Consider the following 17,867-nt stretch of genomic DNA (forward strand, 5'->3'; position numbering starts at 1 on the left):
CGTGACGATGGACCTCGCGGGCGTCACTCGACACGAACCGGTGACCGTCGACGCGGGCCGGCGGGCGGCCGTCATCGCCCCCGTCGTGTTCCGCGACGAGCGGCCGCACATCCTGTTTACCAAGCGCGCCGACCACCTCGGCGAGCACCCGGGCCAGATGAGTTTTCCCGGCGGCGGCCGCGAACCGAGCGACGCCGACCTGCGGGCGACCGCGCTCCGCGAGTCCAACGAGGAAATCGGACTTCGACCCGAGGAGGCGGCGTTTCACGGCCGCCTCGACGACATCCGAACCGTGACCGACTACGCCGTCTCGCCGTTCGTCGCCACGGTTCCCGACCGCGCGTACGAACCCGACCAGCGCGAGGTGGCCGAAATCGCGGTGCTCGCGGTTGGCGACCTCATCGACCGCGCGAACTACGAGTCGGAACGCCGCGACCACCCGCAGTACGGCGAGATTCGGCTCCACTTCTTCCACGTCGACGGCTACACCGTCTGGGGCGCGACCGGGCGGATGCTCGTGCAACTGCTCGAACTCACGACCGACTGGCGCGTCCCCGAGGAGGTCGACCGCGTGGTCGACCCCGACGCCGACTACCCGGTGTAGCGTCCCCACTCGACGTCTCGTTCTCCTCGGCGTACTGCCCCCAGCGCGCCCGCTCACGGTGTCTGAGTCAGTTCCGAAAAACAAAACCGCGTCAGCGTGTCGTCGTCCCCACGACAACTCCCTTTCTGCCCCCCGAGTACCCCCTCAGCCGAGGAGGTACTTGAGCGCGGGGCGCTGGCGGACGAACTCCATCTTCTCGATGATGGCGTCGAGGCCGAGGATGCGGCCCGCCGCGAGCGTGCCGACGATGACGAACATCATCAGCCCGAACAGGTCGCCGTTGACCACGCCGTGGCCCCACTCGGCGTTCCCCAGGTAGAAGAACACCATCAGGACGCCGCCGAAGAAGGCGGCGAGCCGGACGAGTGCACCCACGATGAGCCCGAGACCGATGAGGAACTCGCCCCACGGAACCATGACGTTCGTGAGGTCGAGGAGCCACGGGGTCGCGGCGGCCCACGCGAAGAAGCCCTGGAGCGGCGAGGCTGCGGGGGCGTTCGCGAGGTAGCCCGCGGCGCTGAACGGCTCACCGGTTATCTTCCCCAGTCCCGCGTGGAGGAACCAGTAACCGGTGATGAGGCGGGTCAACACGAGCACGTAGCCCGTGACGCCCCGCGAGTAGTCGAAGTCGATTCTGTTCCCCAGCATCTCGATTTGTGCGTTAGCGGGCATCTCGGTTCACCTTACATCTGAATCGTCGGCCGCGAACCCCATATAACGGCGACGCGACTTCCGAATCCATAGAACTGGGAATGACCGAAAACGGGCGTCTGAGACTGTCACGATTCGTTTTCGACTACTAATCGAGACATAGAATTGTGTCCCAAATACAATCGTGTCGAGACGCGGGTGAACACGGCGGTCTCTCGCAGTGCGACCGGCTGACACGCGCTGCGGAACCGGTCGCTGCCGGGCGATGCAGGGTATATAAACACCGCCGGGAGAGCCAGCATCGCCGTCATCGACAGGGTTTTGCCCTCCTCCGCGCTACTCGTTCTCACATGGTCGCACAGACGATGGATCGCGTTCCGCGACGGTACTGAAACTTCTGTGGTGATAGCATGCTGACCGCCGAGCGTGCGGTCTCGAAAGCCGGTCTGGACGCAGTCGCGCTCAAACCCGCCGAGTGCGACGTGCGCGAGGCGCTTTCGGTCCCGCTGGATGTCGTTGCCATCGACTACGAGGGCCGCGAGCGGCTCCCCGACGAGGACGTACTGCGCGACCTCGCGGCCGAAAAGGAGGTCCGACTGACCACGCCGGTCCGCACCGACGGCTTCGACCCGCTCGGCGACGACTCGCTGTACGAGTGGCTCCCCGACGGGGTTCGGCAGGTGCTCGTGGCCGGCCACGGCGCGTATCTGACGGACGACGAGGCGCGCCGGGCGGTCGCCCCCCGGCTCCGCGCCGCGAGGGAGCGCGCGCCCGACGCGTGGGTCGGCACCGAGGGCATCGAGCGAATCGCCCTCGCCGCCGGCGGCACGCAGTACGAACTCCTCTCGCGGTCGACCCGCAGAGACGTTCGGGCGCTCCGGGCGGCCGGCTTCGGCGGCGAGGTCGCGCTCTACGCCCCGACCGCCCTCACCGACGACGACGACGAGATTCTCGACGCCGTCGGCGCGTACGTCTCCCGTCGCCGTCCCGTCGCTCGCGCGCTCCCCGACGACGCCGCGACCGACGCCTCGGCCGAGGGCCGCGCCCGCGAGGTGCTCCTGAAAGCCGCCCGCGACTACGCGCTCATCGGCTCGGTCGACGACATCCGCCGGCGAATCGACGACCTCCGCGACGCCGGTATCGACCTCGTGGTCGGCTACCCCGCCCGCGGCGTCGACGAGTTCGCAGAGTAGTCCGGCGCGCCGGGCGGTCGCCCGCTCTCCGCCTCCTGCGGTTCGCCCCGCCTGTGCCGCGCCGAGCACCGGAGGCCTTTTACGCGGTCGCCGGAGAGGACAGGTGACGGCACGGTCGGGTGGCTCCTTTCGGACCCACGTGGTTTCCACGCGGGCCACGGCCGGCCGACCTACCCCGTCTCTCTACAATCCTGAGCGACCGCGCCGCGCAGTTCTCGACCACTCTCGCCCCACGACCGGCGAGCAACTGCCATTCAAGTCGGTCGCCGACGCAGACGGGGTATGAACGAATCAGCGCGCGTCGCGGTCGTCGGCGCGGGCGCGGTCGGCCTGACGACCGCCTTCGACCTCGCCGAGCGCGGGGCGCGAGTCACGCTGTTCGAGCGCGACGCCCCCGGCGGCGGGTCGACTGGCCGCGCCGCCGGCATCTGTTACGACGCCTACGCGGAGGACATCGACGCGGCCGTCGCCGGGAGCGCGATGGACCGCTTTCGGAGCCTGTCGGGCGAGGGCGGGTTCGCCTTCCACGAGACGCCCTACGTCTTTCTCGCGCGCGAGGGCGACGACGCGGCGGCCGCGGCCCTCGAAGAGTCGGTCGAGCGAATGCGCGTCCACGACCGCGCGGTGTCGCTCGTCGGAGCCGACGAACTGGGCGACCGGTTCCCGATTCGGACCGACGACGTGCTCCTCGCGGGCGTCGCTGAGAACGCCGGCTGGGCAGACCCCGCGGCCTACGTGGACCTGTTCGTCGAGCAGTGCGAGTCGGCCGGCGTCGCGTTCCGCGTCGGCGACGCGGTGACGCTTCGAACCGACCCGCCGGCCGTCGCCGTCGACGACGTGGTGACCGCCCGCTTCGACGCCGTCGTCGTCGCCGCGGGCGTCCACTCGCGCCGCCTGCTCGCCGACGCGGGCCACCCAATCGCGCTCAAGCCCTACCGGGCGCAGGCGCTCGTCGCTGACTGCGACTACCGCGGGCCGACCGTCTACGACGCGACCGACGAGTCGTACCTGCGGCCGCATCCCGGCGGCGTCCTCGCGGGCGACGGCGTCGAACCGGTCGAACCCGACCCCGACGACTGGGACCCGACCGCGGACGACTGGTTCGTCGCCGACGCCCTCGACGGGGTTCGCCACCGGACCGGCATCGACGGCTTCGACGAGGCCGGCGAGGCGGCGGCCGAGGCCGACCAGCCGGACAGCGCGTGGGCCGGCCTCTGCGGGGCGACCCCGGACCGGAACCCGCTCGTCGGCGCGGTCGCTGAAGGCGTCTACGTCGCCGCCGGCTGGCACGGCCACGGCTTCATGTGGGCCCCGGCAATCGGGGAACGACTCGCGGAGGCGGTGCTCGGAGACGGTCAAGAACGGATTCCGGCCGCGTTCGACCCTCGCCGCTTCGACGGCGACGAGGAGTTCGCGGTGGTCGAAGGGATGACGCTTGACGGCGACTAGCGCGAAACGGAGGTTCGGAGGGGTCGTCGCGCCCGAAACTGAGACTCAGGCGTCTTGGTCGTCCACGTCGCCGAAGTCGACTTCGTCGTCGGACTCGGTGTCGGCCTCGCCGTCGGCTTCGTCTTCCTCCTCGGTCACGGCGATGTCGCTCGCGCGTTCGTCCTTGGGAATCCGAATCTGGAGCGTGCCGTGCTTGCCGACCGTGGCGGTTCCCTCGGCGGCTTCGACCGAGGCGTCGGAGGGGATGGTCGCCGTTCCCGAGAGCGTGAGGCCGCGGCCGGGGAAGCGCATCTCGTAGCCCTCGTGGAAGTCGCGGAAGCGGTCGATGCGAATCTCGACCTCGCCGTCGAGGAAGCGGACCTGCACGTCCTCGGCGCGCGCGCCGGGTGCGTCGAAGACGACGAGGTAGGCGTCCTCGGATTCGAGCAGGTCGTGGGCGAGCGGCTTGCGCTCCTGCATCTGGCTGACGCCGCGGCCGACCCGTTCGAGGACGGCGTTCGCCGCCGACTCGCCGTACTTCCGCAGGTCGCTCATAGCTGAATCTCCTCCAGGGCGCGGGACTCGCCGCAGTACGGACAGGAGAAGTCCGCCACCGTCACGTCGTCGGGCATGTCGTAGGTGTAGTGCAGCTCGAACATGTCGAGTTCGCAGTCCTCGTTGGCGCACTTGACTTCGAGGGTCGCGGGCATGGCCGTCAGTTACGCTCCCACGCTCATAAACGCGCGGGAGGCGGAAGCGCCCCCACGACGCGGTTCGGGGCCGCGACCGCCGACCGGTTGCGTTTTCCGCGTCGAACCCGAACCGCGACCGATGACCGACCCCGCCGACCTCACCGTGACTATCGTCGACGGATACGTCGACGAGCCGGCGCATTTCGGCGTGCCGCCGTACATCTCGACGTATCCGAGGTTCACCGCGGGTGCGGTGGTCGACGCGGGCGTCCCCGAGTCCAACGTCGTCTACCACACCATCGACGAACTCCGCGAGGACAAACAGAAGTGGCGCGACGTGGCCGACGCCGACCTCATGATTTACATCGGCGGCATGACCGTCCCCGGCAAGTACGTCGGCGGGACGCCCGCCGAACCCGACGAGGTGCGCGAACTCGCGTGGGTCGCTGAAGGCACCGCCCTGATGGGCGGGCCGATTCGCTTCGGCGTCGGCGACGAGAACGCCGGCGGCCAGGACATGGAGCGCAAGAACCTCGACTACGACTTCGTCGCCAAGGGCGACATCGAGGCGGCCGCCTACGACCTCGTCGACTCCGGCCTCGAAGGCTTCGGCAACCGCATGCGCGACAACGAGGAACTCGACCGCTGGGCCGCCATGGGCGCGTTCGTGGTCGAACAGCACCCGAACCACCCCGACCACCTCATCTGCGAGATGGAGACCTCGCGGGGCTGTGCCTACCGCTGTTCGTTCTGTACCGAACCGCTGTACGGCAACCCCGCGTTCCGCACCGCCGACTCCGTCGTCAAGGAGGTCGAGAACCTCTACGACCGCGGCGCGCGACACTTCCGGCTCGGCCGGCAGGCCGACATCCTCGCGTTCGGCGGCGACGGCGAGGCTCCGAACCCCGACGCGCTCCGCCGGCTCTACGGCGGCATCCGCGAGGTCGCGCCGGACCTCGGCACGCTCCACCTCGACAACGTCAACCCCATCACCATCGTCGGTTGGCCCGAGAAGTCCCGCGAGGCGCTCCGCATCATCGCCGAGCACAACACGGCCGGCGACACCGCGGCGTTCGGCCTCGAATCCGCCGACCCCGTGGTGCAGGAGGAGAACAACCTCAACGTCACCGCCGACGAGTGTTTCGAGGCGGTCAAAATCGTCAACGAGGTCGCCGGCTGGCGACCCGGCGACGACCCCGCGGACGCGCCGACCCACGGCTCGGACGCCGCGAACCGCCTGCCGAAGCTCCTCCCCGGCATCAACCTCCTCCACGGGCTGAAAGGCGAGCGCGAGGAGACGTTCGAGCACAACAAGCGGTTCCTCCAGCGCGTCTACGACGAGGGCCTCATGGTCCGCCGCATCAACATCCGGCAGGTGATGGCGTTCGACGGCACCGACATGTCAGACACGGGTGCCGACATCGCCCGCGACCACAAACAGCTGTTCAAGACGTACAAAACGGAGGTCCGCGAGGAAATCGACCGGCCGATGCTTCGCCGGGTCGCCCCCGCGGGGACGGTCCTCCCGAACGTCCACCTCGAGTACCACCAGGACGGCCGCACGTTCGGCCGCCAACTCGGCACCTACCCGCTTTTGGTCGGGATTCCGGGCGAGCGCGAACTCGGGAAGACAATCGACGTGGCCGTCGTCGACCACGGCTACCGCTCCGTCACCGGCGTCCCCTACCCGCTTGACTTCAACGAGGCGTCGATGGACGAACTCACCGCCATCCCCGGCATCGGGCGGTCGACCGCCGGCGACATCGTGGTGAACCGTCCCTACGCCGACGCGGCCGACGTGGGCGTCGATGCCGACGTGACGAAGTACGTTCAGTAGCGCGTTCAGTCCTCGAAACGCCGTTCTTCACCTGCAACCGCGCTCTCTCTGCGCGCCCGACGCGACCGCCGCGTTCACTCGCAAGCGTGGTGCGTCGTTCACTTGCAGCCGTGGTCTGTCGGTGGGGTGAGCACTGTCGGTGCGGCGGACGGCGTCGAACCGCGAAAAGAGCGCCGTCAGAAGTCGTCTTCGACGACCTCGCCGACGGCGAAGTTAGACTTGACTTCGGTGATTTCGACTTTCACGCGCTCGCCGACTTCCGTGCCGGGAACGATGATGACGTAGCCGCGTTCGACGCGGGCGATACCGTCGCCCTGCTTGCCGATGTCCTCGATTTCGACGTAGCGGAGTTCGCCGGCTTCGACGGGCGGTTGCGGTTCGTTCGTGGGCGTCGGTCCGGCGTTCGGTTCGGACTCGGCGGGTTCGTTCGACTCGCGGGAGATGAGCGCGACGCGGTACGTCTCGCCGGGTTCGACGGTCCCGGTCTCGACTTCGCGGCGCGGAATTTCGACGACGTAACGGTCGTCCTCGGTGCGAACGTCAGCATTGAACAGACACAGGAGTTTATCTGAGATTTCCACCGTAAGACCTCCAATATGTGGTCAGGCCGGAGTGTTAAAGATGTACCGCAGTCAGCGGATTCGACTACTGAACCCGCGTCCCGTCGGGCCGTTTCGCGCCCTCCGAGTCGTGGACGACGACCTCGCCCGGCCCGGTCTCGACCGGTTCGTAGGCGTCGGTGACGCCCCGCGCCTCGCGGAGCTCTCGAACCGCCCGCTCTTTCAGCGCCCGCGCCAGTTCCTCCGCGTCCCCCCGGGAGATGTCCCGGCCGAGGCCCTCGCACTCGTGGGCGCGGACGACGCCCTCCTCGTCGACGGCCTCGCCCATCGGCTGGCTCGTGCCGCCGAGGGCGACGCTGAACGGGTAGGTCTCGCAGATGAGCGGGCGGTCCTCGTGGACCTGACAAGCGCCCCGCCCGGAGTCGTCTTCCTCGTAGAATCGGCAGTCGCCGCAGGCGGTCGTCTGGAGCGCCCACTCGAACGTCTCGCCCTCGGGGCCGTCGTCGCCCTCGACGAGGCCGTAGGGCATCGGTCGGGCCACGTCCCGCCACTCCATCGGGGTTCCCGACTCGCCTTCCGAGTCGTCTCCGCCGGCCTCCTGCAAGGCGCGCACCTCGTCGGGGAAGACGGTCGCCGTGTGCGGTTCGGGGCCGTCGTCGCCCTCGTAGCCCTTACAGCAGGCCCCGCAGCGCGTGCACTCGAAGCCGATGGACTCGATGGCGTCGGCGAGTTCCGACACGTCGAGGTCGCGGGCGCGGGCCAGTTCGGCGTCGAGGTCCATACCCGCGATGCGGGCGCGAGCCCAAAGAGGGGCGCGGTTTTTCGCGGGGGCGCGACCCCCGGCCACCCGCGGTCTCGGACACCGACGACGCGCGCCCTATCGCGGTTCGACCCGCTCGGCCTCGGGGTCCCAGCGGACCCGCCGCTCGGCGGCCAGTTTCTCGATGTGCGCGACGACCGTCGCGCGGGCGAGGTCGCGCACGGCGGACACGTCCTTGTCGTAGGCGGCGTCGGTCACGGCGTCCGGCGTCGCGTTCCCGGCGCGCACCGCGTCGAGGACGGCCCGCTCGCGGTCGTTTCGGTGCGCGACGAGTCGCGCGAGCGTCGCCCGCGGGTCCGTGATTTCGGGGCCGTGACCTGGACGCAGTCGCTCGGGACCGCGCGCGTGGAGTCGCCTGAGCGCGACGAGGTAGGCCCGAACGTCGCCCTCGGGCGCGCCCACGACGACGCTGCCCTCGGCCACCGCGAGGTCGCCGCAGAGCACGTCGTCGCCGGCGACGAAGCTCACGTGGTCGCGGGCGTGCCCCGGCGTGTCGAGCACCTCGACGCCCGCGCCGACGGGGACGGTCGTCCCCTCCGCGAACGTCCGGTCGGGGTCGACTCCGGTCGCGGCCGAGAAGGCGCGCTCGCGGCCGCGACGACACCAGACCGTCGCGCCGGTCTCGCGGGCGTAGGCGGCGACCGCGCCGACGTGGTCCGCGTGGGTGTGGGTGACCGCGAGGTGGTCGACGCCCTCGCGCGCGACGAGGTCGTCGAGGCGGTCGGTGCGGGCCGCGGGGTCGACGAGCAGCGTGTCGCCGCCGCCGGCGACGAGGTAGGCGTTCGTCGCGCCGGTCGGCGCGCGGGTTGCGACGGGGACGGAGACGCGCGTGGCGTGCATGGCGGCGGCTACGCTCGCCGGCGGGTTAGGTCGTTCGAGAGAAGTGGTGGCTTGGTCTGCGGGAGTGCGCCCCCGCGGGCGGTGGTCTGTCGCGCTATCGGTGGGACCGCGCGCTTACGTGTTGAGGAAGTAGACCTGCTTTCGCGCGTCCTTGAAGGAGTAGCGCGAGCCGACGAGGTCGGACTCTTCGAGACGGTTGAGCGCGTAGCGGACGGTACGGTCCGGCAGCAGCGACTCCTCCGCGAGCTGGCCCTGCGAGAGGGGCGCGTCGCTTTCGAGGACTTTTGCGACGAGCTTCGCGCTCGGGGGAAGCTCGCGGAGGCGCTCTCGGAACTCGGCTTCCGAGAGCAGGTCTTCAGTATCTGGCTCTGCGGTGGTGGTGCTCATACCCGTCACAGTCGGTTGCTCCGTGTTAAGGGTTAGCTACAAGTGTGTGAAAAGAATCCAGACACATAATACACATATTAATATCGTGCGTTTGTTGGGAAATCGACCGCGAGTAGGCGTCTCACTCCACGTTTCGCATCGTATCGACCGCTGGAGTGCCGAGTCGATAGCTCCCGAGCGGCGCGTGACAGTCCGGGCAGTGGACGACGAGCCACCCTTCGCTGACGTGTCGTGTTAACGCGTCCGCCTCGCAGGTCGCGCCGCAGTTTCTACACGTTGGCATATACCATGGTGCGCGCTCGGCGGACGAAAACCCCTCCCCTCCGCCCGTCGAACCCCGCTTCCGCACCGCGTATCCAGTACCGTTTTACGGTCCCCCCCGCGAGTATGCGTAGCGTGAAAGGAAAGGAGTGGTACCAGGCCGACGAGGTCGCCCAGGAGTACGACTCGAAGCGGTTCTCCAAGGGCGGTCGCCTCATCGACCGGCGAGAGAAGGAGGCGGTCCTCGCGGCGCTCGGCCCCGTCGAGGACAAGAACATCCTCGAAATCGCCTGCGGGACCGGCCGGTTCACCGTGATGCTCGCCCAGGAGGGGGCGAACGTCGTCGGACTGGACATCTCGCGGGCGATGATGGTACAGGGGCGGGAGAAGGCCCGCAGAGCGGGCGTCGCCGACCGCATCGAGTTCCTCCGCGGCGACGCGGCGCGGCTGCCGTTCCCGGACGACCACTTCGACGCGGTGTTCGCGATGCGGTTTTTCCACCTCGCGGACACCCCGGCGAAGTTCTTAGCCGAGATGGCCCGCGTCTCGAAAGGGCAGGTGTTTTTCGACACCTTCAACGACGGGAGCCTCCGTGTGGCCTACAACTGGCTGCTCCCGATGGGGTCGCGGCTCTACTCGGAACGCGACGTGCGGCGGCTGCTCGGCGACGCCGGACTCGACCTCGCGGGTGCGAATCACGACTTCGTCATCCCGTTCGGCTTCTACCGGAAGGTCCCCAACGGCATCGCACAGCCCTTCCGCTCGCTCGACCTCGCCGTCGGCGACTCACCGCTCGGCGACGACCTCGCGTCCGTGTCGTACTGGAACGCGCGGGTCGAATCCGCCGACGAGTCGTCCCGCGCGGCGACGCGGGCGAGCGACGCCGAGTGAGGCGTTCTCACGGCAGATTTTAACACAGTTCTCGATTCACATTTAAGTACGTCCACCGCAACTGTCGGGTATGGACCTCTCGGTTGTGCTCCCGACGCTCAACGGTCGGGACCGGCTCGCCACCAGCCTCGACGCGCTGGCCGAGCACGCCCCCGACGCGGAAGTCGTCGTCGTCAACGGTCCCTCCGCCGACGGCACGACCGGGATGGTGAGGGAGCGCGACGACGTGGACGTGCTGGTCGAAATCTCCGACCGCAACCTCAACGTCGCCCGTAACGCCGGCCTCGAAGTCGCCGGCGGCGACGTGGTCGCACTCCTTCGATACGACCTCTCCGTCGAGTCGTCGTGGCTGTCGGCGCTCGAAGCCGGCATCGCCGACGCCGACGTGGTTACCGGGCCGATGCACCAGACGCTCCGCAACGGCATGACGACCGAGTCGCTCGAACGGAACGCCATCGGCGGCCGCACGGTGACGTACTTCAACGGCGGCAACGTCGCGTTCCGCCGCGGGGCCATCGACGCCCTCGACGGCTTCGACGAGTACCTCCAGACGGGCGGCGCGCGCGACGCGGCCCACCGCCTCGCCGGGTTCGACCGCTCCGTCGCGTGGGCTCCCGAGATGTGCGTCCGCCGCGAGTTCGAGGCCGACGGCGGCGTCTCGGAGCGCGACTGGGGCTGGAAGTACCGCTCTCTGACCTATCGACTCGTGAAGAACTACGGCATCAGACCGGGGACCGTCAAGCGGACGGTGACACACGCGGTTTCGGACGGCGTCGACGCCGCCCTCGGCGTCCTGCGAGGCGACGTGACGCCGTCGGGCTGGCTCGGAACCGGCCGCGACGTGGTCGGCGGCATCGCCACGGGCGTCTCCGACGGGTTGGTCGCCCGCGCCCGCGACCGAACTCGCACGCGGAACCCCCACGGCCGGTCGAAGCGCGCCGACCGCGCCGTCGCCCGATACGACCGGCGCTGACTCGCCTCCTTACTGTTCTCCGGGGCCGAGCGCCGCGATGACCCGCGCCGCGTTCTTCGAGAACGCCTTCGCCAGCGCGTCTTCCGACACGTCGAGCGTCAGTATCTCCATGACGCCCACGTTCGGGTGGGTCTCGGGCGCGCCGCTGCCGAACAGCACCCGGTCCGGGTGTTCGAGCAGCGCGCGTTCGAGCACGCTCCGGTAGCGGACGAAACTCGTGTCGAGATAGAGGTCTTCGTGGTCGTCGAGGAGGTCGATAGCCTCGTCCATCAGCCCGCGGTCGAGCGGGAAGCCGCCGAATCCCGACAGGATGACCGGGAACCGCCCGAGCAGCGACTGGGCGACGGCGCTCGGCTCGAAGGCCTGCCCGCCCTCGACGAAGACCGGCAGCCCCACGTCCTCCAGCATCGCCAGCGTCTCGTCGTCCGGGAGCCCGTCGACCGCCGGCGCGAGCGAAAAGCCGTGGAAGCGGTCGTCGTAGGCGTACTGTTCGATGTCGTCGGGGTCGGCGTGGTGGTCCGCCCGCGACGACCTGAAGTTCCGGAGCCGCGCCGAGGCCCGGCCGCTCGGGTCGCGCGGGCCGTTGATGCGGGCGAACGCCAGAAACGGGCGGTCGACGCTCATCCGCGCGACAGCGTTGTTCGGGCGGAGGTAGCTCCCCGCGACCCGCTGTGCGCCCGGCGAGACGACGGCGCGAACGACGCCCGCCTGATGCAGTTCGCGCTCTAGGCGCTCGGGGCTTATCTCCCGCCCGCGTACCGCGACCGACCGCTCGTCGGGGTCGAGGCGGGCGTTCACGTCCACGACCCTGAACCCGTGTTCCAACTCCAGCATTGTGGTGTCACTCTCCGGTGGCCGTCAAATAGGTTGTAGAATCCGCCGTCGTCGTTTCACCGCGCTCACAGTATCGGCCGCTCGCCCGCCGGGGTTCGTTCATCGACGCGTGACGTTCATTCCTCCACGACGGTACGGAGAGAGCCTGAAACGCAACTTTTTGGCTTGATACTCCTATCGTTCACGCGTGTGCCTCATCGCCGAGGTCGTCGCGCCGCTGTCCGCGGTCCCGTTCGGGTCCGCGGTCGTGGAACACGACGTGGAACTCGAACTGGAACGCTCCGTTCCGACCGCCTCGCGGTCGGTGTCGTTCGTCTGGGTCCGCGGTCCCGACGCGGCGTCGTTCGGGGAGGCGGTGCGGTCGCTTCCGAGCGTCGACGACCTCACGCTCGTCGAATCCGTCTCGGGGCGGGTGCTCTACGGCGTCAGCTGGAACGTCTCACAGGTCCCGATTTTCGACGCGCTGGCCGAACGCGACGCGGTCCTCTTGGAGTGCCGCTCGACCGTCGACTCGTGGTGGCTCAAGCTTCGGGTGTCGTCGTACCGGGTGCTGACCGACCTCAGACGCGAGTGGGCGGCCCACGGCATCGACGCCGAGTTCGACCGCATCACCACGGTCGCGGCCGAGGAAGCGCCGCCGGGCGAGGAGCTGACCGACGCGCAGCTCGAAACCCTGCTGCTCGCGCTCGAACGCGGCTACTTCGACGAACACCGGGCCACGTCGCTGGCCGAACTCGGCGCGGAACTCGGCATCTCGCGGCAGGCGGTCGCCGCCCGTCTCAAACGCGCGTACCGGACGCTCGCAGAGCGAATTCGAGACGAGCGACCCCCACAATAGCGGGTTACATAATCAACCCACACCAATAGGTACTCCACTACCCATTCGGATTGTATGGACGACCCGTTCGAAGATGGAGTTGGGTCCGTGGTAACCACCTCCGTCGACCGGTACGACGAGGTGGCCGTCGCCATCGCCTCGGCGGTCGCGACGGCCACGGAACTCAGCCCACTCGAACTCCCGCCGCTCTCGGACATCGGCGTCGACCCCGAAGCCCTCGACGTTCTCTTTCACCCCTCTCACGACCCGTCTCGGCGGTTCTCGTTCCAGTACGCGGGCCACCTCGTCTCGCTGTTCGGTGACGGGACGCTCACCGTCCACCCGCTCGACGAGTAGCCCTGCGCCCGTTTCGACGGAACCTCGCCCGGTCGCTGATTCGGGCCGTTGACACCTCGGACGAGATTCGAAAACCGTCGCCCTGTCGTGCGATTTCGTAGCTCACTCCCGGCGAAACGTATTTATAGAACTGCAATCGTTGATAGCGGTTGAGGTTTCAACATGGCTTCACGAATGCAGCAACCGTTATACATTCTCGCAGAGGGGACGAACCGAACGCACGGCCGCTCAGCGCAGGACTCCAACATCCGCGCCGGAAAGGCGGTCGCCGAAGCCGTACGGACCACACTCGGGCCACGCGGCATGGACAAGATGCTCGTCGACTCCTCGGGCGAGGTCGTCATCACGAACGACGGCGCGACCATTCTGGAGAAGATGGACATCGAGCACCCCGCCGCGCAGATGCTCGTCGAAGTCTCCCAGACCCAAGAGGAGGAAGTCGGCGACGGCACGACCACCGCGGCCGTCCTCACCGGCGAACTCCTCGCGCACGCCGAGGACCTCCTCGACGACGACCTCCACCCGACGGTCATCGTCGAGGGCTACACCGAGGCCGCCCGCATCGCCCAGGACGCCATCGACGACATGGTTCTCGACGTGACGCTCGACGACGACCTGCTCCGGAAGGTCGCTGAGTCCTCCATGACCGGCAAGGGCACCGGCGACGTGACCGCCGACGTGCTCGCCAAACACGTCGTCAAGGCGGTCCAGATGGTCCACGAAGACGACAACGGTGTGTTCCACCGCGACGATGTTCGCGTGCTCACCCGCACGGGCGCGTCCTCCTCGGCGACCGAACTCGTCGAGGGCGTCGTCCTCGACAAGGAGCCCGTCAACGAGAATATGCCGCGGTCCGTCTCCGACGCGACCGTCGCGGTCCTCGACATGAAACTCGACGTGCGCAAGAGCGAGGTCGACACCGAGTACAACATCACCTCTGTCGACCAGCTTACCGCCGCTATCGACGCCGAGGACAGCGAACTCCGCGGCTACGCGAAGGCGCTCGCGGACGCCGGCGTCGACGTGGTGTTCTGCACCAAGTCCATCGACGACCGCGTCGCGGGCTTCCTCGCTGACGCGGGCATCCTCGCGTTCAAGAGCGTGAAGAAGTCCGACGCCCGGGCCCTCGCCCGCGCGACCGGCGCGAAGCGCCTCGGCTCGCTTTCGGACCTCGACGAGTCTGACCTCGGCCGCGTCGACGCCGTCAGCATCCGCAGCTTCGGTGACGACGACCTCGCGTTCGTCGAGGGCGGCGCGGCGGCCAAGGCCGTCACGCTGTTCCTCCGCGGCGGCACCGAACACGTCGTCGACGAACTCGAACGCGCCATCGAAGACGCCGTCGACGTGGTCGTCGCCGCCATCGACAAGGGCGGCGTCGTCCCCGGCGCGGGCGCGACCGAAATCGCCATCGCCGACCGCATCCGCTCGGAGGCCGCCGGCATCGAGGGCCGCAAGCAGCTGGCCGTCGAAGCCTACGCCGACGCCGTCGAGGCGCTCCCGCGCACCCTCGCGGAGAACACCGGCATGGACCCCATCGACGCGCTCGTCGACCTCCGCGCCCGCTACGAGAACGAGGGCCTCGCCGGCATCATCTCCTCGGGCCGCTCCGGCGAAATCGGTGACCCCGTCGAACTCGGCGTCATCGACCCCGTCGCGGTCAAGCGCGAAGCCATCGAGTCCGCGACCGAGGCCGCGACGATGATCGTGCGCATCGACGACGTCATCGCCGCCAAGTAATCGCTCCGCTCGCAGAACGCACTCCCCCCATCAAACCCATCTCCGGCGGCGCTCCCGCCGCCGGGCCACTTCGTGTCGCTTTTCGCGGTCGTGCCGCCCACAGCCACTCTCTCCGGAGCCGCGCCGCCGAATAATACCTCTCAACTGGCCGCTACGTTCTTCCGTCACGAGCGTCGAACTGCACGCCATGTCCGACGAAGTCGGGCTTCCGGAAGCCGTGTCGATGGCGATCGGGGGCATGGTCGGCGGCGGCATCTTCGCCGTGCTCGGCGTCGTCGCCGGCGCGGCCGGGACGCTCGCCTGGGCGGCGTTCGTCGTCGCCGGCGTGCTCGCGGCCTGTGCCGGCTACTCGCTGCTCCGACTGAACGGGCTGTGCGAGTCGCCGCGGTCGCCCGTCGGCTACGTCGAGCGCTTCACCGACGACAACACCACGCTCGCGGGCGTCGTGGGCTGGACGTTCGTCTTCGGCTACGTCGGGACGATGGCGATGTACGCCTACGCCTTCGGCGGCTACTTCGTCGAACTCACCGGCGTTTCGACGGTCGCATCGGTCTCGATACAGCCGTTCGTCTCCGCGCTCACCGTCGCCGCGTTCGTGAGCCTCAACGTCTTCGGGGCGCACGCCTCGGGGCGGGCCGAAGACGTTCTGGTCGGCCTCAAGGTCGCCATCCTGCTCGTGTTCGGCGTCGGCGGCGTCGCCTACGGCGCGACCCACGGCGGCCTCTCCTTTGGCCTGTCGAACCTCGGTATCGGCCCGCTCGTCGCCGCCGCCGTCTCCTTCGTCGCCTTCGAGGGCTGGGAGCTCCTGCTGTTCGACCAGGAGAACATCGCCGACCCCCGCGAGACCGTCAGAAAGGCGATTTACATCTCCATCGCGGGCGCGACGGGGCTGTACATCATGGTCGCGCTCGTCACGACCAACCTCGCCGGCATCGACGCCATCCAACAGCACGCCGAGACCGCCCTCGCGGTCGCCGCCCGGCCGTTCCTCGGGCAGGCCGGGTTCGTCCTCATCTCCGTCGCGGCGCTGTTTTCGACGGGGAGCGCCATCAACGCCACGCTGTTCAGCTCCGCGCGGCTCTCGAAGCGCCTCGTCGCCGACGACCTGCTCCCGAGTCGCCTCCGCGACGCGTCCGCCGACGAGCCGGTTCGCCCGCTCGCGACGCTCGGCGTGCTCGCCGCCGGGTTCGCCTTTCTCGGGAGCCTCGACGCCATCAGTTCGTTCGCGTCGCTCGCGTTCATCAGCATCTTCGGCGGCCTCTCGTTTCTCGCGTTTCGGGAGCGCGAGGACCTCGCGACGGCCGTGATTCCCGCCGTCGGGACCATCGGCGGAGTTAGCTCGGCGGCCGCGCTCCTGTGGCACCTGTTCGACGCCGAGCGCGGGACGTTCTGGACCGTCCTCGCGCTCGCCGTGGTCGTCGTCGGCGTCGAGGTGCTCTACTTCGAGCGCGAGAGCATCGCAAGCGAGGTTCGGTCGGCGGAACGACGCGTCGAAAACGAGTTGTAGGGATTCCGTTCCCGGTGGTCTCCCAGCCCCGCCTCAGACCCGCGGGAGCCGCCAGTCGTAGCGGAGCGCGAGCACCCGAACCGAGAAGACGACCGCGGCGCACAGCCCCGAGGGAACGCCGGTCGGCGCGCCGACCGCGCGGGCCGCGAGGAAGGCGAGGCCGCCGACGACGGCGGGCGTCGCGTAGAAGTCGTCGCGGAGGACGACCGGCACGCGCCCGATGAGGATGTCGGCGATGGAGCCGCCGCCGACGGCCGTGATGGTGGCGAGGATGACGACGCCGAACGACGTGACGCCGGCGTCGACGCCGACGAGCGCGCCGGTCGCCGCGAACGCCGACAGCCCGACCGCGTCGGTGGTCAGAAACGCCGGGTGGTCGCGCACGCGCCCCTCCATCGAGTGGATGAGGACGATTGCGAGGGCGACGCCGACGAGCGCGACGCTCATGTCCCACGTCCCCGCGAGCGAGGCCGGCAGCCGGTCGACGAGCACGTCGCGGGTCGTCCCGCCGCCGAGGGCGGTCACGATGCCGAGCACGGAGACGCCGAACACGTCGAGGCCGGCCTCGGCGGCCTTGAGCGCGCCGGCGACCGCGAACGCGAGCAGGCCGACGACGTTCATCACCGCGAACGGGTCGATTTCGGGGACCGCGACGGCGGCGGGGGCCGAAACGAAAAGCAGCGTCGCCATCAGTCGACCCGGAGTTCGACGCGGTCGCCGGGCGCGAGGCCGAACGCCTCGTCGCCGCGGCCGTGGTTCACGTCGCACTCGACGTTGCCGTGGCTGCCGACCGTGACCAGTTTCTCGCCGCGCGCGACGGCCTCGAACGTGCGACCGACGGAGACCGACTCGCCGTTCACCGAGACGGTCTCGCCCGCCGCGTCGCGGACGAACGCGCCCGGCACGTTCGTGATGCAGTTGCCGAAGTCGTCGACGACCAGCACCTCGCCGGTCGCCTCGCGGCCGTCGTCGGAGACGGTCGCCTCGGGGAGGCGGCACTCGGAGAGCGAGTCGACGGGTATCGGTTCGAAGCGGTCGACCGACCCGAGCGCCGACGCGCCGGCGACGTGGGCGTCGGCGGCCGCGGGCGCGAACACGTCCCGCCCGTGGAAGGTCGTCGACTCGGGGTTCGGAACGTCGATTTCGTAGGCTTCGACGGGCGCGTCGTCGTCGAGTTCGGCGGCCACGCGCCTCGCCGGCGGACGAAGGACGCCGTTGTCGGGGCCGACGAAGACGTGGCCACCGACCCGGAGGACCACCGCGCGGCGGTCGGTGCCGACGCCGGGGTCGACGACGACGAGGTGGACCGCGGGCGGGAAGTACGGAAGCGTCTCGCGGAGCCAGAAGGCGGCCGCGCGAACGTCCTGTCGCTGGAGGTCGTGGGCCACGTCCACGAGTCGCGCGTCGGTCCGCGAGAGGACGACGCCCTTCATCGCGGCGGGGTACGCGAGCCCGAAGTCGGACGCGAGCGTAATCAT

General features: G+C 69.2%; 21 protein-coding genes. 10 read left to right on the plus strand and 11 right to left on the minus strand.

The window, feature by feature from the left end:
* Positions 1-7 precede the first annotated feature (7 nt).
* Positions 8-604 carry a CoA pyrophosphatase gene (locus DVK03_RS03925; RefSeq protein ID WP_004044175.1) on the plus strand — a complete coding sequence of 199 codons (597 nt, stop codon included), beginning with the start codon at positions 8-10 and terminating at the stop codon, positions 602-604.
* Between the two features lie 144 nt (positions 605-748).
* On the opposite strand, the gene DVK03_RS03930 is transcribed toward DVK03_RS03925, so the two are convergent.
* A complete protein-coding gene (locus tag DVK03_RS03930) occupies positions 749-1,237 on the minus strand; it encodes a DoxX family protein (protein WP_115802718.1) in 489 nt (162 codons plus the stop codon).
* A gap of 428 nt (positions 1,238-1,665) precedes the next feature.
* Between DVK03_RS03930 and DVK03_RS03935 the strand changes: the two genes are divergently transcribed.
* Positions 1,666-2,448 (plus strand): hypothetical protein, encoded by a 783-nt coding sequence (locus DVK03_RS03935; RefSeq protein ID WP_004064374.1) that lies wholly within the window; start codon positions 1,666-1,668, stop codon positions 2,446-2,448.
* Between the two features lie 282 nt (positions 2,449-2,730).
* Positions 2,731-3,897, plus strand: coding sequence for an FAD-binding oxidoreductase (locus DVK03_RS03940; RefSeq protein ID WP_115802273.1), 1,167 nt, complete (start codon positions 2,731-2,733; stop codon positions 3,895-3,897).
* Positions 3,898-3,942: 45 nt separating this feature from the next.
* Here the strand turns inward: DVK03_RS03940 and DVK03_RS03945 are convergent, their stop codons facing one another.
* Complete coding sequence (locus DVK03_RS03945) at positions 3,943-4,431, minus strand: Hsp20/alpha crystallin family protein (protein ID WP_004044171.1); 489 nt, start codon at positions 4,429-4,431, stop codon at positions 3,943-3,945.
* Positions 4,428-4,586: a hypothetical protein gene (locus DVK03_RS19975; protein ID WP_004044170.1), complete on the minus strand. Its 159-nt coding sequence runs from the start codon at positions 4,584-4,586 to the stop codon at positions 4,428-4,430. The genes DVK03_RS03945 and DVK03_RS19975 overlap by 4 nt, the downstream gene beginning before the upstream one ends.
* 121 nt (positions 4,587-4,707) lie before the next feature.
* Between DVK03_RS19975 and DVK03_RS03950 the strand changes: the two genes are divergently transcribed.
* Positions 4,708-6,405 carry a radical SAM protein gene (locus tag DVK03_RS03950; protein WP_115802274.1) on the plus strand — a complete coding sequence of 566 codons (1,698 nt, stop codon included), beginning with the start codon at positions 4,708-4,710 and terminating at the stop codon, positions 6,403-6,405.
* 176 nt (positions 6,406-6,581) lie between these two features.
* Here DVK03_RS03950 and DVK03_RS03955 read toward each other — a convergent pair whose 3' ends face one another.
* The 5 genes from DVK03_RS03955 to DVK03_RS19980 form a co-directional block, all read right to left on the minus strand.
* Positions 6,582-6,986 carry a TRAM domain-containing protein gene (locus DVK03_RS03955; RefSeq protein WP_004044168.1) on the minus strand — a complete coding sequence of 135 codons (405 nt, stop codon included), beginning with the start codon at positions 6,984-6,986 and terminating at the stop codon, positions 6,582-6,584.
* 64 nt (positions 6,987-7,050) lie between these two features.
* A complete protein-coding gene (locus DVK03_RS03960) occupies positions 7,051-7,746 on the minus strand; it encodes a YkgJ family cysteine cluster protein (RefSeq protein ID WP_115802275.1) in 696 nt (231 codons plus the stop codon).
* 96 nt (positions 7,747-7,842) lie between these two features.
* Entirely contained in the window at positions 7,843-8,625 is a 783-nt protein-coding gene (locus tag DVK03_RS03965; protein WP_004064370.1) for an MBL fold metallo-hydrolase, read from the minus strand.
* A gap of 114 nt (positions 8,626-8,739) precedes the next feature.
* Positions 8,740-9,012 (minus strand): winged helix-turn-helix domain-containing protein, encoded by a 273-nt coding sequence (locus DVK03_RS03970; RefSeq protein ID WP_004044165.1) that lies wholly within the window; start codon positions 9,010-9,012, stop codon positions 8,740-8,742.
* A 121-nt stretch (positions 9,013-9,133) separates the two neighbouring features.
* The gene (locus DVK03_RS19980) at positions 9,134-9,295 is read right to left on the minus strand and encodes a hypothetical protein (protein ID WP_199505973.1); all 162 of its coding nucleotides are present in this window, start codon (positions 9,293-9,295) and stop codon (positions 9,134-9,136) included.
* 113 nt (positions 9,296-9,408) lie between these two features.
* Between DVK03_RS19980 and DVK03_RS03975 the strand changes: the two genes are divergently transcribed.
* Positions 9,409-10,164: a class I SAM-dependent methyltransferase gene (locus DVK03_RS03975; RefSeq protein WP_199505974.1), complete on the plus strand. Its 756-nt coding sequence runs from the start codon at positions 9,409-9,411 to the stop codon at positions 10,162-10,164.
* Between the two features lie 70 nt (positions 10,165-10,234).
* Positions 10,235-11,137: a glycosyltransferase family 2 protein gene (locus DVK03_RS03980; protein WP_115802277.1), complete on the plus strand. Its 903-nt coding sequence runs from the start codon at positions 10,235-10,237 to the stop codon at positions 11,135-11,137.
* A 9-nt stretch (positions 11,138-11,146) separates the two neighbouring features.
* On the opposite strand, the gene DVK03_RS03985 is transcribed toward DVK03_RS03980, so the two are convergent.
* On the minus strand, positions 11,147-11,971 hold the full coding sequence (locus tag DVK03_RS03985) for an amidohydrolase family protein (protein ID WP_004044162.1): 825 nt from the start codon (positions 11,969-11,971) through the stop codon (positions 11,147-11,149).
* A 187-nt stretch (positions 11,972-12,158) separates the two neighbouring features.
* Between DVK03_RS03985 and DVK03_RS03990 the strand changes: the two genes are divergently transcribed.
* The 4 genes from DVK03_RS03990 to DVK03_RS04005 all read left to right on the plus strand — a co-directional run bounded on the left by DVK03_RS03990 (position 12,159) and on the right by DVK03_RS04005 (position 16,389).
* Positions 12,159-12,809 carry a helix-turn-helix domain-containing protein gene (locus DVK03_RS03990; RefSeq protein WP_004064367.1) on the plus strand — a complete coding sequence of 217 codons (651 nt, stop codon included), beginning with the start codon at positions 12,159-12,161 and terminating at the stop codon, positions 12,807-12,809.
* Positions 12,810-12,863: 54 nt separating this feature from the next.
* Positions 12,864-13,145 (plus strand): HalOD1 output domain-containing protein, encoded by a 282-nt coding sequence (locus tag DVK03_RS03995; protein WP_004064366.1) that lies wholly within the window; start codon positions 12,864-12,866, stop codon positions 13,143-13,145.
* A gap of 174 nt (positions 13,146-13,319) precedes the next feature.
* Entirely contained in the window at positions 13,320-14,882 is a 1,563-nt protein-coding gene (gene thsA, locus DVK03_RS04000) for a thermosome subunit alpha (protein ID WP_008607594.1), read from the plus strand.
* 187 nt (positions 14,883-15,069) lie between these two features.
* Complete coding sequence (locus tag DVK03_RS04005; RefSeq protein WP_115802278.1) at positions 15,070-16,389, plus strand: APC family permease; 1,320 nt, start codon at positions 15,070-15,072, stop codon at positions 16,387-16,389.
* Between the two features lie 33 nt (positions 16,390-16,422).
* Here the strand turns inward: DVK03_RS04005 and DVK03_RS04010 are convergent, their stop codons facing one another.
* Together DVK03_RS04010 and DVK03_RS04015 are read right to left on the minus strand one after the other, a co-directional pair.
* Positions 16,423-17,079 (minus strand): trimeric intracellular cation channel family protein, encoded by a 657-nt coding sequence (locus tag DVK03_RS04010; RefSeq protein WP_004044157.1) that lies wholly within the window; start codon positions 17,077-17,079, stop codon positions 16,423-16,425.
* On the minus strand, positions 17,079-17,867 hold the full coding sequence (locus DVK03_RS04015; protein WP_115802279.1) for an S-adenosyl-l-methionine hydroxide adenosyltransferase family protein: 789 nt from the start codon (positions 17,865-17,867) through the stop codon (positions 17,079-17,081). Before DVK03_RS04015 ends, DVK03_RS04010 begins: the two co-directional genes overlap by 1 nt.

The sequence above is a fragment of the Haloferax sp. Atlit-109R genome (assembly GCF_003665865.1).
Lineage (GTDB): Archaea > Halobacteriota > Halobacteria > Halobacteriales > Haloferacaceae > Haloferax > Haloferax volcanii.